This window comes from Legionella brunensis, assembly GCF_001467025.1.
GTDB lineage: Bacteria > Pseudomonadota > Gammaproteobacteria > Legionellales > Legionellaceae > Tatlockia > Tatlockia brunensis.
Map to the genome: position 1 here is coordinate 60401 of NZ_LNXV01000004.1, position 15291 is coordinate 75691.

Sequence of the window (15291 nt, forward strand, 5' to 3'; positions counted from 1 at the left end):
CGCTGAAGCTTGGTCTGAAAATTTATCTGAGCAGGCTTCATTATTTAAACACTACCTTAAATACAGGGCCGATTGGATAGGTCAGCCTCAATTCGCTGTTTTATTTCCTCAGAATGTCTTCCATTTGGATTCTTTGTAACGCTTTCCTCTAGTGCTTTTAAATCTGAGCTAGAATAATTAGTCTTCGCATATTCTACTAGGTTATCAATCAAATCATTAATTTTATTTTCTTTATTGTTATTACTTTCAAATTTACAATCTGTTTCAATCAATCGTAAAGCATGACGAATAAATTTATGTAAGGCTCTTTCAACGTCATTATTAGATAAAGATTTTGTGGTTATATTTTGAATATAAGATTCAGCTGATTGTGTTATATTTTTCAGCTTATCGTTATTGAGATGTGTTTTTAAGCATTCACTTATGATATTCAGCTTATCTAACGTTTCTTTCCCTAATTTTTCCTACATTTTCATATCCGCTTTATCACTGATACTAGTCATTGTTATAAATTCTGGTAATGGGGGAGGTTGTGTTTGGCTCCTTACCCAGCATTGCATTTTAGATTTCAAATTTTCGTCTAAAGCTCTATAACATTCACCACTAAGACCATCACATACAACAGCATTTTTTCCCCAAGTAGAGGGATCATTCGGATCACTATTAGGCTCTCTTCCCATAACGATAAATGCATGATCGCCATTTTTAATACTAAAATACTCGGCATCAATATTATTTTTCCTCAAATAGTTCAGTATTAGGAAAGAGTATTCACCACATTTACCGGCGCTAAATAATTTTGAGCCTTTTACATGACGTTTCATAGCGCGGAAATCAGATCTGTTAGGAACACAATATAAATCGGTTAAACTCTCGATAGTAGACAAAGTTCTTGCTCTCATCGGAGTGATAAAAAACTCCATTGTTGCAGAGCCCTTGATATATTTTTTTGCATAGTGTATTGCTTCTCTTCCAAGATCAAGATTCGTAGTTACTTTGTCTTTATCTAACTTAGGATTTCCATCTTGCGTTTTTAATTCTTCAGAAGAATGAGCCATGACATTTTTACCAGCTATTTCAATCACAATTTTTGGTAGGCGATCCGCGCATGCTTCCTGAAGTATTTTAATACCGTTTTCAGTTATTTTATTGCCAGTTAGGTCTATTTTTTTAAGTCGAGGATTATTATTAATTAATTCTAGAAGAATTATGATATCTGTATCAGGAATATTGTTATGAGCTAAATTAAGGGAAGTAAGATTGGAGTTAGTTTTAAGGGCATCCACAAGTACCCTTAATGCCTCACTAGTGATATTGTTTGATTGTAAAAAAAAGTTCTTCAAGCGTAAGATTATTACTTAATTCAGTGGCTAGCTGTTTTGTTCCTTGGTCACCAAGATTTTCCCATCCTAACGTAAGTCGATGGGGGTTATTTTTTACTATCTCCCTCAGTTTTTCCGTTGTTCTTGGTGGTGTATCATTTTCTATTGATTTTACTTTAATTTCCCCTTTCTGGGCGGAACCTGTCGTGTATGTTGTTTTTGCCATATCATTTCTCCATGCATCTTTAAGGGGCTTAAGCATGTTTGCTTAAATTAAAGTAATTAAAAAATATATTACCTATTTCATAACAAACCTTAATGGATATCGAATGTAATTATCTCCAGCAGCGGAATTGTCCTTTATAATTAATCCAACAGTCTGGACGGCCAGCTACGGGAACTGCACCTGGTCCTGGATTATTAGGTACGCATCTACCATACGCAGTCATGTGATAACCAAACCCACATCCCTGAGCGGCAGTAGTAGTGGATGAATAAAATATTCCTACAGATAAAAGGCCTCCGATTGCTATTGGGCCTAATAATTTTGAGAAGCACATAGAATGTATTCGCATGACATTCTCCTTGTTTCATTAGTATTTTTTCATACCAATGATAAGTATAGAATTTTATTTTTAATTTTGCTCAAAAATAAAACAAATAAGATGAAAAGAATTTTTTTTTTGAAAAGGCTTAAGATCTAAATAAATGAGATATTTCAATAAGAGGGAGGATTATCGTATAGTATAAATCTGGATCAATAACAGGGGTAAAAATATGTATCACAACAAAAAATCTGGTCACCCAAGTAATTACAGCTATCCTGGCACTATTTTTGGACCTGGCAATAATATCCCGCCTCAGGTAGTTACACATGGTCATCCTGGTACTACGGCTCATGTTCATCATCATAGTCATGGTAGCCAAATGCCCCACCATGGCCATAATAATCTAATGCCTGCAGACCACCATCACGAACATGACTCAGGTGGATATCATCACTCACATGGCTTCTCATACAAATAATTTTAGCTTAGTCCGTTTTGGTGAAGTATAAAGTAAATTTTAGAGCCATAGAAAGCTCTTGTCATACTGCGTTAATACGGACTAGTGATAATATTTAATAGTTCTAAATTAGAATAATTTGGTTTTAACATGTGCATGTTGTAAAATAAGTGCCAGAAGGAGGGCGATAAATAAATCATAAGCATATGTCGAAAATTAATCTCATAAAACATAGTTTTTTTAATAAGTCACCTAATAAATTAGATGAATTTTCTTTTAAAGAAAGTGATTTTAATTTAAATCAGCTGAACGCTGAGTTTTCATCTTTATATCAGCTGTATATCTCGAATAAACATTATTTAAAAAAAGATAATGAAATTATTTTATATACCCAGAGCTTGTGTGATTTATTAATTCGATATTATCAATGTGATTATGTCCAAGCAAACCTACAAGATTTACAGAAAAAGAAAAAAGAGATAGAAAAATTTATTGCAGAAATATCCTCAGAAGAGAAGGTGGATTCAAGTGCTGAATCTTCTTTGTTATTAGATAGAATAGAAAATAATATTATGGAGTATGCTGCTTCATTAACTAGTTCAGCTCAAGTGCGGCAATATGTTTCTAAATTAATTACTAATCGGACTTATTGGAATTACAGCCGTACTCTCGCAAACTCAATTATTATTTGTCTTCAAGACAGCGGGTTCCTTGAGATTATTGAGGAAATTAATGAGAAAATGGGACACCACTACAGGCCCCATGATTTCATGAAATTGTTAGAGAAGCCACAGCCGATTTTGCGAGTGCTAAGTTTTACTCTCTATGCTGTCCGTATTATGATTAATTTGCTGACCATAATTAAACATGTTATCCACGCAGCAATGAGTGAGGAGTTATCGAGTAAAAAAATATTATTGCAGGAGATTGAAAAGCGTATTTTTTTGATGGCAAATGACATTGCTTGGGGAACCGTAAATCTGTTAAGCAATTATAATGAATTTTTTCACATCTCTGCATGGGTTGTAGCGCAGCTAAATTTGATTTTTTTAGCGTTTGATCTTGCATTATTTATTGTACATTGGTCATATGAGTTGAATCAGTACAACAATATTGTTCAGCAGTTAACTTTACAAAAAAATACATTAAATTCTCTTTTCGAGCTGGCAGTCATTAATCGACAACTTGATATATTGAATGACGAGTGGGAAGCGCAATGTGCTTATTATAAGATTAATATCGTGGCAGCAAATTTGTTTGTAATTACCTTTGGGGCTACTTTATTAGTTTCCGGGCCATTGGCATTTGCCTGCTTAGCTGCGATGAGCATGTTCAGTAATGCATTGTATAACACTTCAGAAGAATATAAAAAATATAAACAAGCAAATATCGCTGTTCAACGTGAAATCGCCAATAGTAAAATAGTAGACGACGAGCATCATCGACAATTACTGCAAGAATTAAATAGAGAATGTAGTCAAGCGAATATCTTTTTTTGGAAATCCCTGGCATTTAATGCCGGAGCCACTGCTTTGATTATCACAGCTACTGCAATTTCTTGGCCTATTGCTTGTCTTTTAGCTGTTTCTTATATTGCTTACAGATTAAATGACACTTACCAAAAAAATACTCAGGCAGAGAATAGTAAACGAGTCACACATGATATTTATCGGCTATTTAGTGATAAGCCGGTTGTTTCTTCATCAGCGTTAGTCAATCAACCCTTGCTTTGTTCAACGCTTTGTAATTAGCACTTAATTTTATTCACCGGCCTGACGGCACTCATTTTTAGCATTTTGTTCACATATTTGTTTGCAGTTATCATCATCTGATTTTTCGCATACATCAATACAATTCTTCACGCGTTGTTGTACGCAAAGTTCCTGATCATTCTGCTGTGTCTCGATTTGTCCTAAAGATGGTTCTGCCGCTTGAGCTGAGAGAAAAAACAATACCAAGGGTATACAGGACATAAGTCTGTTCATGGTAGGATGTTCCTTTTGTGTTTATTTTAAAATTAGCACAGAGAACGAAAAGTACAACAGGGAGGACGTATAAAAATGCGTTTGGCAAGAAGCTTATTAGGCAGCATGATTTTGCTAATTGGAGCGGCATATGCGGAACGCTCCAACCAACAACAAACTGAAATTCGTAATGCGCTGTCAGAATGGACAACTGATTTCAATACCCGCAATACCCAGAATATCTGTAATCTTTTTTCACCTAATCTTCGTTACAACTATCGTGGATTCCCTGAGCAAAATTATAAAAATATTTGTAAGCAGTTGCGTCGCTCTTTAAACAATAAGAAGAAGCGTTATCATTATTCCTTTAATATAAGGGAAATTCTTCTCGCAAATGATCTTGCGGTGGTTCGCTTGGTGTGGACTTTGAAAGTGACTGATGTTTCAGGACAAAGTAAAACTTCCAGGGAAGAGGGTATTGATATATTTAAGAAAAATCCGGATAAAAAATGGCAGATTATCCGATTTCTTGGCTATGAAGAGCCTTGATTCAACTTGATTGAATACTTAGATGTAAAATCGGTAATCAATACTTCAATTTGATTTAGAACAATCACTTAAGACATGTATTCACAATATTATCCACATTTTCTGTGGATAATTGTTTTTTCTATTAATCAGCAAAAAGATACTATAACCCTTTATTTTATTTAAATTTTTTATCGAGAGTAGAAGAAACAACAAGAATAATAGCAATGTGCCTAAAAAAAATATCCACAGGTTGTGGAAAGGTGGCGAGATAGATTATTGATGGTTATCGTAACTAAATAAAAAATAAAAAAACAGTCTTGACTCACGATTTTTTTATTAAATGATCTAGTCTCATTGGGTGGCTCAGCATTTCTTTCTATATTGCAGAGGCTGTTTGTCTAGCTAACCAATCCTCATAAGTTAATGCAAAACGCAGGTGATCGCACCAAACACCATTGATTTTTAGATATCTTGGTGAGAATCCTTCTTTAAAAAAACCATTTTGCATTGCCAAGCGTATGGAGCTTTTATTCGTTGGTTGGATATTAGCTTCAATGCGATGAAGCTTTAATTCCAGGAAGTATTTTTTTAAAACCAGTTTGAAGGCTTTGCTCATTAGCCCCTGATCAGCAAAATCAACAGAAGCATAGTAGCCAAGGTAAGCACTTTGGAATACCCCGCGTACAATGCCACTTATATTAAATACGCCAATAATGTGCTCAGACTTATCAAGGGCTAAATAGCATTTTTGATCGTCTTGCTGCGATTTATGAAGATAAGTCTTAAATTCTTCAGTAGTTTGCGGGGCAGTTACGAAGGGGAAATGAAAAGGCTTGCTTTTCAGCATAATAGCGAGAAAATTTGCCTCATCTACTGCACAAAGTTCTCGTATGTAAATTGATTTCGAGGTATCCATAAAACACTGCCGAAAAAATTTTATTACCATAATAACATATTGCTTAACTAGATAAGATCTTTCGGCTTGGTTCGAGCTATTTAATTTCAGACGAGCTTAATCCTTGCTTACTTTTCCAGCAATTAAATACAGTGGCCAGTTTATAGAATATTTTAAATTTGGATGACCCCATAAGTTTTGAAGCTTACTAATAATTAATTGTATGGGATCCTTTTGATTGAATAGTTGATACTCTTTAACAGCCGACCATGTTTTTAGATAGCCAACTAATTGTTTTAAATTTATTTCTTTTGTTATTAAAAATGAAGGAGTTGATTCTTTTTTAAATGGAAATGGAATAGTCGTATAAGCATCATCAATAAAATGCCGTTCTTTGGGCCAATATTTATTGCCTAAAATGTTGTAATAAAGTTCTTCTATTACTTCATCAATTGGTGAATGAAACTTTCCCAAAGTGTAACACCAGGCAGCAATATAAGCTGTGGGCTTTGCAACACGCTTGACCTCACGGTAAAACAACTCAAAGTTAAACCAATGCAGTGCTTGTGCAATAGTAATTAAATCAATTGAATGGTCTTGCAAAGGTGTGTTTTCAGCAGCACAACAAATATATTGGATATTGGGATGGCTGGGCGCTAATTTTAACGGTTCGGAATTGATGTCAGTGGCAACAACTGTTGAAAAATAATTAGCTAATGCAAAAGCAGCTTGACCATTGCCAGTAGCACAGTCCCATACACACCCGTCTTCAACAAGTTCTGCAAGATAAAGGTATAAGGCATCCGGATAGCTAGGCCTAAACAATAAATATCGATCGGAGTCTTGGTTGAAGTGAGCCACATAATTCATTGCTATTCTCTAAACCTAACGATTTTATATAAGTATAAATCTTAATTTAATTGAGAGCAGGTTGGACTCAAGGGGCGATAATGATGAAGAACCACCATGTCTTAACATATTTGTAATGTTGCTTGATGAATTTGCAATAATAAGGTATTTTTCTGCCTGGAAATTAATAAGAAGGAATCAAGATGTTGATAAGGCTCATGCTTGGGGTTCGCAAATTTCACCAAGAAAAATTTAAAGAAATGCATGGTATCTTTGAGATGTTAAGTAAGGGACAGCACCCAGATATCCTATTTATTACTTGCATAGACTCACGAGTCGTCCCAAATTTGCTCACAAACTCTGGGCCTGGCGATATGCTTGTAGTGCGTAACCCAGGTAATATTATCCCACCCGAAACAATGAATACTGGCTCAAGTGAGGCTGCCACAATCGAATTTGCCTTAAACAGTAAGGATTTTAATGTGCAGCATATTATTATCTGCGGACATTCAGATTGTGGCGCAATGAAAGGTTTACTAAGGCAAAATAAAAAGGAATTACCAAAACTTACCTCATGGCTTCAACATTCATCTGCAGTACTTGAGAAATTGAGAGAAAAGGAAGAGGATATTAAAATAGAAGATGTTATTAAGCAGAATATCCTTCTCCAAATTGAGCATTTGAAAACTTACCCACTGATTACAACAAAAATTGCTTCTAAAGAGTTGTCGATTCATGGATGGTTTTACAAAATTGAAACAGGTGAAATTTTTGTTTATCAAGAAAGCCAACAAGCTTTTATTGGTTTGGAACAGGCATTAAGCTTTTCTGTTGAGGAGAGAAGAAATCAAATTGTTAGGCAAGTTGCCAATGAGTATCTTGCTAAATTTACTCAACCAAAAACAGCAGATGAGTTTCATGCGACAATGCAGTTATTTGCTTTGCTAAAGTCCGATCTGGCTGCAATTTGGGATAATTTAAAGCCCTTAGTTTCAAAGGAACTTTGGACTGACCTAGGTGGATTATACTCTAGCCCCTCCGATAAAGAGTTTCAGGATTTGCTTGATTTGGGAGTAAAAATAAATTTAGGGGACCTAAAAAACTTTCAAAAAAAACTTCAAAGTTCGGTTGGATATCATCAATTTTGTAGCCAACATACGTTGTTCGCAAAATCATCGCTAATACCAAGCATTTTGGATTTGAATCTGGATTTGAACGATTCTAAACCTCCCTCTCAATAATCGATAGGCTTTTATAATTTTAATTTCACCCTATTTAGGTGAAATTAAAATTATTTATCTAAGCTTTTGCGAGAATGATAGAGCTCTAAATTTTAAATTTCTTATTTTATACCTATATGAACAGCACACTTTTCTGGGCCATCATAAATTTCAAAATCAGTGTCATAAGTACGTGTAAACTGTGGCTGAGAAGAAAAGTAGAGCCATATTTGTTGCCAGGTTTCAATAATTGCTTGAGGCATGGGGCCTTGATTTTCAAAGCGAAGATAATTACCCGATTGAACTGTAACTGAACTTAAATTAGGCAAAATGATGTTGTTGTCCATTTCTACGCCTGCAGTAACTGTATAAAATCCAGTAGCGTCTGAGTCATAGTTCGAGTAAACACCAAAGATCGATGGAGTAGAGTGGTTGGCTATATGTTGAGTATGGAAACGCTCCCATAAGCACGGCAATTTAGCAGTGTCAGGATTAAATTCATTCTCATTTTTAGTGCGCTCATTCAGCCCTACAACTGTAAAGCTTTGTATTTGAATTAATTGGGGTTCTAAAAAACTCATATAGTCTCCATGGAAAAAATTAAGTTATGATTTTCAGCGTTATCGTTGTCATCAAAGTTGGCTTGCATAGCCTTGGAAATAATTGTCATGTCTCGTTCGCTAATGGAAATTAAGCCATAGCGAAATTGATACCCCCAGTTTTTCTTATTTTTCGTAAACTCTAAACAATCAAGAAGAGGAAGTATTGGGGTTTCAATGGAAGAGGCCCAGGCTACATTTCGTCGATAAGGATGAAAACCACTGCTCATCTCAACCTGATATGGCTCACCAGATAAAACAGTCCCTATTGCGGTGAATAATTGACATTTTTCCTTTCCACCGAAATTCAAAGTGGGAGAGTAATAGACGACGTGGTCACCATATTTAATGCGACGCAGTGGTGATTCTTTGCCATGGCAAACCTGCATAAATCCTGCTTGGCGGCCTTGACGAACGTGCTCTGCTGATGCAACAGCTAACCAATTTCGACTCATGACAGCACCGAGATAAAAAAATCAGCATGTTGTGCTATCTCTTTTTTTGCATAAAACATTGTTTCTCCTTAAATAGATAGAAGGTTCATTCCTGGTTTTCTTAAGCTTAAAGGAGAATGCTGACAGTTTTTGTCAGTAGTGTTGAGCAATAAGTTGTGGTTGAAAATATCATTTAGCTTGATGTGTCATCCCAATATTGGGATGACAAGATGCGATTATTGTTTGGAGCGGCTATTAAATTTTTTCTTTGTTTTCTGGGCCGGAATGAAGCTGGATTTTTTCTTTTGTAGCATTGTTTTATTTTTAGGGGGCATAGCTGAGGTTGACGCAGGTAAGCCGTGTACTGGTTCGAAGTCATCAATTTCAATGCGCTGTAATTTTTTACTGATTAATTTTTCGATGGCTTTTAACTGAGTTATTTCATCGGCACTCACAAGCGATACAGCGACTCCTGTCTCGCCGGCACGTCCAGTTCGCCCTATGCGGTGAACATAATCTTCTGCAACCTGAGGTAAATCAAAGTTTACAACACAAGGGAGTTTCTCAATATCTATTCCTCTTGCTGCTATATCGGTTGCTACCAAGATTTGAACTTTACCCGATTTAAAATCTGCAAGAGCCTTCGTGCGCTGTGCTTGCGATTTGTTACCATGAATAGCAGCTGAATGAATCTGCGATTCAGCCAGTTGTTTCACAAGTTTATTAGCTCCGTGTTTAGTGCGAGAAAATACTAACGTTTGTCCCCATTTATTCTTATGAATCAAATGACTAAGAAGTGCTGCTTTACGACTTTTATCAACTGGGTGAATAGTTTGCTTTATCACCGCTACAGAGGTATTTCTGGGGGCTACATCAATTTCCATCGGTTGATGTAGTAACCCTTTCGCCAAAAGACGAATTTCCTCAGAAAAGGTGGCAGAGAATAATAAATTTTGTCTTCTTGGAGGCAATAATTTAATAATCCTTTTAATGTCATGAATAAATCCCATATCTAACATGCGATCAGCTTCATCCAATATAAAAGTATCTACTTCTTCAAGTCGGATAGCTCGTTGTTGATGCAAATCTAGTAATCGTCCGGGAGTTGCAACTAAGATTTCAACGCCAGCACGTAAGCGCATCATCTGAGGGTTAATTTTTACCCCGCCATAAACGACTGTAGAGCGGAGTGGCAAATATCTGCTGTATTCAACGATATTTTCATGAACTTGAGCAGCCAATTCGCGAGTAGGCGTAAGAATTAGTACCCTGGTATGATTACTTTTAGCCCGAGGCTTTTGGCTCAATTGTTGTAAAACTGGTAAGACAAAACTCGCAGTTTTTCCCGTCCCAGTCTGGGCAGAAGCGAGTAAGTCATTGCCATTTAGAATAACAGGAATGGCTTTCCTTTGAATGATGGTAGGTTCGGAGTAACCTAATTCGCTAATAGCGTCGATTAAAGGTTCAATTAGCCCTAAAGCTGAAAAAGTCATAATTTTCCTTGTGGTGCCCATAGCTTGCTTGCAGAGGGATTTATGTGATTAGATCACTTTTATTGAATACGGTATCAACTCAAATGAGCAAATTGCAGCAATTATACCATAAATGTCTAAAGTATGTTCTTTATTGTTTATAATCCCAGCCAACGTATAAATTGATTGGTTGCTTTCAAGTTGACAGGTGCTCTTGTCTCGAATTCAACCGTATAATTTTTGTTTTGCAAGTTGTCTGGAGAGTCGCTGAGCTTAACATCCTTTATTTTTCCCAGAGGAACAATTTTCATTTGGGTAATGTAGTAACCTCGTTGTAGCTGAACATCAGGTCTAACAAAATAGATTTCATCCCAAATTGTTCTATCATTAAGGCCATGATTACCACGAATGGTAATACTTCTAAGTTCAGGCTCACTTAAGGCAATGTACTCAACGCTATTGATTTGACGTCTAAGCATGCGATTGACTGGCGGTTTGGTATGAAATACACGCTCATAATTCTCTGCCGTCATGACGACAACAAGGTCACTTTCTTCACGGAAGTGGTTATTATTTATGTCTGCAAAAAGAATTTCTTCGCGAAAATCGTTTTCCGCGGGAATAATTTCCTCTTGTTTTACATTTGCTTGTATTGGTGAAAACCGATGACAATTGAGGAATTTTGATTTTGCAAACCAACTTTCGTTAGGGTAATAGATTACAAACAATGATCTGTCTTTTATGGTATTGATAATAGGCTTTGTCAGTTGCAGTGGGAGCGCAGGGCATCCCCAGCTTCGTCCAGCTCTGCCATATTTTTTGATGAAATCTTCTTCAACATACCATCCGCCGTGCATTACGACTGAACGACTGGTTGCATTATCATTAAATCCCTGATCCAGGCCATTTAATACTAATGATAAACCATCACGTCCATAATAAGTATTTTCTGTTCTGTAAACACCGAGACTGCTGGCTTTGCTGTCGTGCTTATTGGAAAAATAATTGGTTAATAAGCTTCCTGAACGAATGCCATGGGAGACGTAGGTGTGGAAAAGTAATTTCTTTTGATTTAAATCAAATACCCATAATCGTTTTTCACTCGAGGGCTTTGAATAATCAATGATGGTTAAAATACTATTGTGTTCGACATTATATTCTTCTACACATTTTAAACTGGTTAATACCTTATTGATGGCTCCAGCATTGAGTGTAGGGGCTTCTTTATAGAGCATACCCCTTACATCACTTAATGGGGTCATTGTCATTCCGGGGTATTGATATTGGTTACTTACCACAGAGCGAAATAAATCAACGACATTTTTTTTATCTTGATCAAGTAATTCCTTTTCATGCAAATAGTTTGGTAAAGACAGAGAGAAACAAGTCGAAGTGACTGCTAAAATCAATAGCAGCTTTTTCTTCATGGTATCTCCTTGATTATATTTTTATTGTTTCCATATAAGATAAATATAGCTCAATTTGAATTTTTTATACTAAAAGTAGACAAATGCAGTTCAAATAACAAAAAAATATTGCAAATTGCAAATAGGGAGCTGACTAAACTTGCATTTAAGTATGCTAATCAGTAGGCTAAATCGACTTGTAAACAAGAAGAAGGATTCTTCTTATGAAAATTTGGTTTGCTGTTGTTTTTTCTCTGACACAAGTGACATTTGCTTATGCTCAGAGGACGGTTGTTTGTACAATGCAAGGATTAAAAGATAATCTTTCATTCGTTGCTCCTCAAAAAATGGGGGAGCTACCTAGTATTAGCTTTGCTTACCCGGTCGATACAACAATTTTTAGCATGAGGGAAGGCAATCTACTTCTAGTGGCTATGGATCATGAGGATAAATCACGTCCGCGCATTATGATCTCTGCACAAGCCAACAAAAATAGTCCTGTGTATAAAGGACAATTTATGACAGATTTTGGTGGTAACCAGATCCAGTTAGATAATGGACCAGTTTCTTGCAAGTTAAAATAATCGTTTATTAAATCCCTAATTTACTCATAGTCATAGCACTGTCATGAGTAACTTCTATTTATTTAGTACCCCACACTTGGCAAGATTGATAAAATCCAACAACAGAAAACTCATCTTTCGCAAGTCGCTTTAATTCCTGTGTTTGTTGTTCCCATTCAGCTTCACTTAGTCCTTGAGCAATGGCTGTTTTTTTAAAAGCATAATGACCATCCAGTAGCATGTGTTTACTTTGAGAGGTAAGCAACAACGGTTGTACTAAGCTTGCGTCTTTAATGTCAAAGCCTGTCTTTTTCATCCAATAAATAAGTTTCATACCAAAATCCCCATCTCGGCCAATGCCATTTTTTTCTTCCTCTGGTTTAGGCATTTGTTGGCGATTATATTGCCAGGCTTTGGAAGTGGGGTAGGAAAATGCCGCACTTATAATACCTTCCTCAGCCATGTAAACTCCTCCCTTTTGTAAACAATTGTAAAAGAGGTTAATGGCTAATTTTGGACTGTGTAGATGATGTAGTACAAAACGACAGTAAATCAAATCAAAAATGTCTTGAAGCTTATCAAGATCATAAGCTGAGAGAACTTTAAAACTTACATTTTTATCATTATGGTGCTCACAGTAACGCTGCGCTCGGTTGAGTTGCTCGGGACTGATATCAATAGATAAGATATGTCCGTCTTCACCGACTTGTTGAGCAAGAAAATGAGTCATAACCCCTGAACCACTGCCAATATCAAGTACTCGCATGCCAGGCTTAATTCCGTTTTTCTTAATGAAATTTTGCGTGGTAGGGTTGAATGACACGTCAAGAATATCATAAGATAGTCCTTCTTCTGATATTTCAAAATCATAATGTTCATTAGGTTGTTTATCCATACTTGAGACTCCACTAATCCTTTTCCCAATTATAACGAACTTATAGCAAGTCGATAGGATAAAATGGATCGTAATTCTTGTTGTTGGTAAATACGAACTAATCAAATCCACAGTTTTATATGGGTTAACTCGATTAGTTAACCCATTTAAATGGAAATTTCGAAAGAGACCTAGTGCTGATGCTTTTCATGACTATTTCTAGCCACAGTCAATAACTGTTTTTCAAAAATATCAAAGGCCTGTTGCATATAATCAAGTGCCTTATGACCATTTTGAATGAATATATGGATATTCTTTTCCAAAATATCCTCTGGTTTTTTAATGTGTGAAAGTTCATCGGGTTTTAGATAAGATACCTTTTGAAAAGTTTTCACATTAAGTTCCATCATTTCTCGAAATGGTTTTTGTAATTGATTAAAAGCATCTTTCCAATTCTCCAGGTAATCTTGAGGCATGTCATTTCTCCTTTATGTTGCACCGCACAATAAAAGCTTAGTTTTGTGCAAGAGAATTGTCAAATTTAGGATTTATTAAGAATTCGTACCAGCTTCTCCAACTTGTTTGAAATTTAATTCACCAAAAATACCTGCAGGATTTGTATAGTATTTAAATTCAAGCAAATTATTACTTGGATCCTTTAAGAAAAAGGAATAGTGCTCAATGCAGGTATTGGCGAATCGAGTTTTAGGCGGGATTTCAAAAGCAATTTTTTGCGTTTTAACTCGTTGTATAAATGCGTCAAACTCATGTTTTTCAAGGAAAATTAAGCCAAAATGTCTGGGATAAATGCCTTGTTGTAAGGGAAGGGGCGCTTCAATCTTATGTGCGACAATTTGATTAGACCCAAAGTCAAAAATGAGAGCATGCTCGGACTCTCTACCTATTTTAAAACCTAACTGATCATGGTAAAAAAATTTTGTCAAAGCAAAATCATGTACCGGAAATGCCAAATGAAATAGTGTATTCATGTGTTAAGTCCTGTATTCAATTCTTTCCTAGGGTTATCGAGTTTACTTAAGAGTATTTTAATGTAACAAGGTTATAATTTGTACGTTTATTTTAGTTGGACAGGCAGAATGAAAGTAGTGATTTTAGGAAAAAAAGGGGCTGGAAAAACTCAGCTTCTAAATAGAATGCTGAAAAACTCTTTTTCCGAAGAAATACCTCCAACTGTTGCTGCTAAATTTGCAAAAATAGATAACGAATTAGATATATGGGATTTGTCTGGCGACGAGCAGTATGAAAACGTTCGTGGTTTTTATTATCGACAGGCTGAGGCTGCAATTTACTGCATTGACTTATCATCCGATGAGGAACTTAATTATTGGCAAATAAGAAGTGAAATTCAGAGATTTCGAGATTTTACAAACCCAGATGTGCCGGTGGTTTTGGTTGGGACAAAAGCGGATATTTGCTCTGACAACCCAGAAAAAAATAGTGAAGCTGCTGAAGAAAAAATTAAAGCTATAATAGATGAGTTTCAAACAGAAGATATTTCTATCACAGATGTTTTTGTCACCTCAAGCAAAGAAAATTATAATATAGAAGGTTTTCCCGAATATTTAAAAGCACTCATACAACGGATTACTAGGGAACGAGAAATTGCCCAAGTTTCCTTTCAGCCTTCACAATGGCAAGAGGCGTACACTGCCCTGCGTCAGCGGATAGCTCTCTTACCTTTTGACAAATACATTGCTATAGATAAAGAACTCAAGGCATTAAAAACTGCTCTGGAGCAACCATTGCTTGCTGAAGAAAAAGCGGCAGCAGTTAAAACTTTCATTGATCAAAGCCATTTGATTTTGGAAGGCAAACATCCAAATGTTCTCAAGAGTGTTCTGATTTTAGCATCAGTGGCGACTGTGACAGTGATTGCAGGTTTAATTGGTTTTGGTATTGGTTTTGCTGCTGGAATATGGTCAGGTCCTGGCGCATTTTTTACTGGTTTGATGGCAGGAGGAACTGCGGCTAGTACTGTTGTTGCGACAAGTAGTGCCCTTGGTCTATTAAGTGGTGGTTTGGCTGCTTATAGCTTATTTAAACCATCGAAAGAATTAGTAGCAATAGACGATTTTGTGACTCAGATAAGCGAGTCGATGTCGCTTAATATTCCTAAATAAACTTCATATTGGGGAT

Annotated in this window: 19 protein-coding genes; 6 read left to right on the plus strand and 13 right to left on the minus strand. The window is 36.0% G+C overall.

Going from position 1 to position 15291, the window contains the following annotated elements; translation table 11 throughout:
• Nucleotides 1–464 precede the first annotated feature (464 nt).
• From Lbru_RS01890 to Lbru_RS01900, 3 genes are all read right to left on the minus strand, one after another.
• Nucleotides 465–1286 carry a leucine-rich repeat domain-containing protein gene (locus Lbru_RS01890; protein WP_058440492.1) on the minus strand — a complete coding sequence of 274 codons (822 nt, stop codon included), beginning with the start codon at nucleotides 1284–1286 and terminating at the stop codon, nucleotides 465–467.
• A gap of 19 nt (nucleotides 1287–1305) precedes the next feature.
• On the minus strand, nucleotides 1306–1548 hold the full coding sequence (locus tag Lbru_RS01895; protein ID WP_131793570.1) for a hypothetical protein: 243 nt from the start codon (nucleotides 1546–1548) through the stop codon (nucleotides 1306–1308).
• Between the two features lie 109 nt (nucleotides 1549–1657).
• Nucleotides 1658–1897 (minus strand): GCG_CRPN prefix-to-repeats domain-containing protein, encoded by a 240-nt coding sequence (locus Lbru_RS01900; RefSeq protein WP_058440494.1) that lies wholly within the window; start codon nucleotides 1895–1897, stop codon nucleotides 1658–1660.
• 202 nt (nucleotides 1898–2099) lie between these two features.
• Between Lbru_RS01900 and Lbru_RS17040 the strand changes: the two genes are divergently transcribed.
• Both Lbru_RS17040 and Lbru_RS01905 read left to right on the plus strand, forming a co-directional pair.
• A complete protein-coding gene (locus Lbru_RS17040) occupies nucleotides 2100–2348 on the plus strand; it encodes a hypothetical protein (RefSeq protein WP_131793569.1) in 249 nt (82 codons plus the stop codon).
• A gap of 185 nt (nucleotides 2349–2533) precedes the next feature.
• On the plus strand, nucleotides 2534–4078 hold the full coding sequence (locus tag Lbru_RS01905; protein WP_058440495.1) for a hypothetical protein: 1545 nt from the start codon (nucleotides 2534–2536) through the stop codon (nucleotides 4076–4078).
• Nucleotides 4079–4087: 9 nt separating this feature from the next.
• Here the strand turns inward: Lbru_RS01905 and Lbru_RS01910 are convergent, their stop codons facing one another.
• The gene (locus Lbru_RS01910) at nucleotides 4088–4312 is read right to left on the minus strand and encodes a hypothetical protein (protein ID WP_058440496.1); all 225 of its coding nucleotides are present in this window, start codon (nucleotides 4310–4312) and stop codon (nucleotides 4088–4090) included.
• Nucleotides 4313–4387: 75 nt separating this feature from the next.
• Between Lbru_RS01910 and Lbru_RS01915 the strand changes: the two genes are divergently transcribed.
• A complete protein-coding gene (locus Lbru_RS01915) occupies nucleotides 4388–4840 on the plus strand; it encodes a YybH family protein (protein ID WP_058440497.1) in 453 nt (150 codons plus the stop codon).
• A gap of 358 nt (nucleotides 4841–5198) precedes the next feature.
• Here Lbru_RS01915 and Lbru_RS01920 read toward each other — a convergent pair whose 3' ends face one another.
• Nucleotides 5199–5738 (minus strand): GNAT family N-acetyltransferase, encoded by a 540-nt coding sequence (locus Lbru_RS01920; protein WP_058440498.1) that lies wholly within the window; start codon nucleotides 5736–5738, stop codon nucleotides 5199–5201.
• Between the two features lie 96 nt (nucleotides 5739–5834).
• Nucleotides 5835–6587 carry a class I SAM-dependent methyltransferase gene (locus Lbru_RS01925; RefSeq protein ID WP_058440499.1) on the minus strand — a complete coding sequence of 251 codons (753 nt, stop codon included), beginning with the start codon at nucleotides 6585–6587 and terminating at the stop codon, nucleotides 5835–5837.
• 182 nt (nucleotides 6588–6769) lie between these two features.
• Here Lbru_RS01925 and Lbru_RS01930 point away from each other — a divergent pair, with 182 nt between their 5' ends.
• Nucleotides 6770–7807, plus strand: a complete 1038-nt coding sequence (locus Lbru_RS01930; protein WP_058440500.1) for a carbonic anhydrase — start codon at nucleotides 6770–6772, stop codon at nucleotides 7805–7807.
• Between the two features lie 101 nt (nucleotides 7808–7908).
• Here Lbru_RS01930 and Lbru_RS17415 read toward each other — a convergent pair whose 3' ends face one another.
• The 4 genes from Lbru_RS17415 to Lbru_RS01950 all read right to left on the minus strand — a co-directional run bounded on the left by Lbru_RS17415 (nucleotide 7909) and on the right by Lbru_RS01950 (nucleotide 11718).
• Nucleotides 7909–8367 (minus strand): GyrI-like domain-containing protein, encoded by a 459-nt coding sequence (locus tag Lbru_RS17415; RefSeq protein ID WP_058440501.1) that lies wholly within the window; start codon nucleotides 8365–8367, stop codon nucleotides 7909–7911.
• Entirely contained in the window at nucleotides 8364–8840 is a 477-nt protein-coding gene (locus tag Lbru_RS17420; protein WP_058440502.1) for an EVE domain-containing protein, read from the minus strand. The genes Lbru_RS17415 and Lbru_RS17420 overlap by 4 nt, the downstream gene beginning before the upstream one ends.
• 215 nt (nucleotides 8841–9055) lie before the next feature.
• On the minus strand, nucleotides 9056–10312 hold the full coding sequence (locus Lbru_RS01945; RefSeq protein ID WP_058440503.1) for a DEAD/DEAH box helicase: 1257 nt from the start codon (nucleotides 10310–10312) through the stop codon (nucleotides 9056–9058).
• A 137-nt stretch (nucleotides 10313–10449) separates the two neighbouring features.
• Entirely contained in the window at nucleotides 10450–11718 is a 1269-nt protein-coding gene (locus Lbru_RS01950) for a murein L,D-transpeptidase catalytic domain family protein (RefSeq protein ID WP_058440504.1), read from the minus strand.
• A gap of 203 nt (nucleotides 11719–11921) precedes the next feature.
• On the opposite strand from Lbru_RS01950, the gene Lbru_RS01955 reads away from it, so the two are divergent.
• Nucleotides 11922–12281, plus strand: coding sequence for a hypothetical protein (locus tag Lbru_RS01955; protein WP_058440505.1), 360 nt, complete (start codon nucleotides 11922–11924; stop codon nucleotides 12279–12281).
• A 58-nt stretch (nucleotides 12282–12339) separates the two neighbouring features.
• Here Lbru_RS01955 and Lbru_RS01960 read toward each other — a convergent pair whose 3' ends face one another.
• The 3 genes from Lbru_RS01960 to Lbru_RS01970 all read right to left on the minus strand — a co-directional run bounded on the left by Lbru_RS01960 (nucleotide 12340) and on the right by Lbru_RS01970 (nucleotide 14123).
• On the minus strand, nucleotides 12340–13155 hold the full coding sequence (locus tag Lbru_RS01960; protein WP_058440506.1) for a class I SAM-dependent methyltransferase: 816 nt from the start codon (nucleotides 13153–13155) through the stop codon (nucleotides 12340–12342).
• A 170-nt stretch (nucleotides 13156–13325) separates the two neighbouring features.
• The gene (locus Lbru_RS01965; protein WP_058440507.1) at nucleotides 13326–13610 is read right to left on the minus strand and encodes a hypothetical protein; all 285 of its coding nucleotides are present in this window, start codon (nucleotides 13608–13610) and stop codon (nucleotides 13326–13328) included.
• Nucleotides 13611–13685: 75 nt separating this feature from the next.
• Nucleotides 13686–14123 carry a VOC family protein gene (locus Lbru_RS01970; RefSeq protein WP_058440508.1) on the minus strand — a complete coding sequence of 146 codons (438 nt, stop codon included), beginning with the start codon at nucleotides 14121–14123 and terminating at the stop codon, nucleotides 13686–13688.
• Between the two features lie 78 nt (nucleotides 14124–14201).
• Here Lbru_RS01970 and Lbru_RS01975 point away from each other — a divergent pair, with 78 nt between their 5' ends.
• On the plus strand, nucleotides 14202–15275 hold the full coding sequence (locus Lbru_RS01975; RefSeq protein WP_274519595.1) for a Rab family GTPase: 1074 nt from the start codon (nucleotides 14202–14204) through the stop codon (nucleotides 15273–15275).
• The last annotated feature ends 16 nt before the right edge of the window (nucleotides 15276–15291 follow it).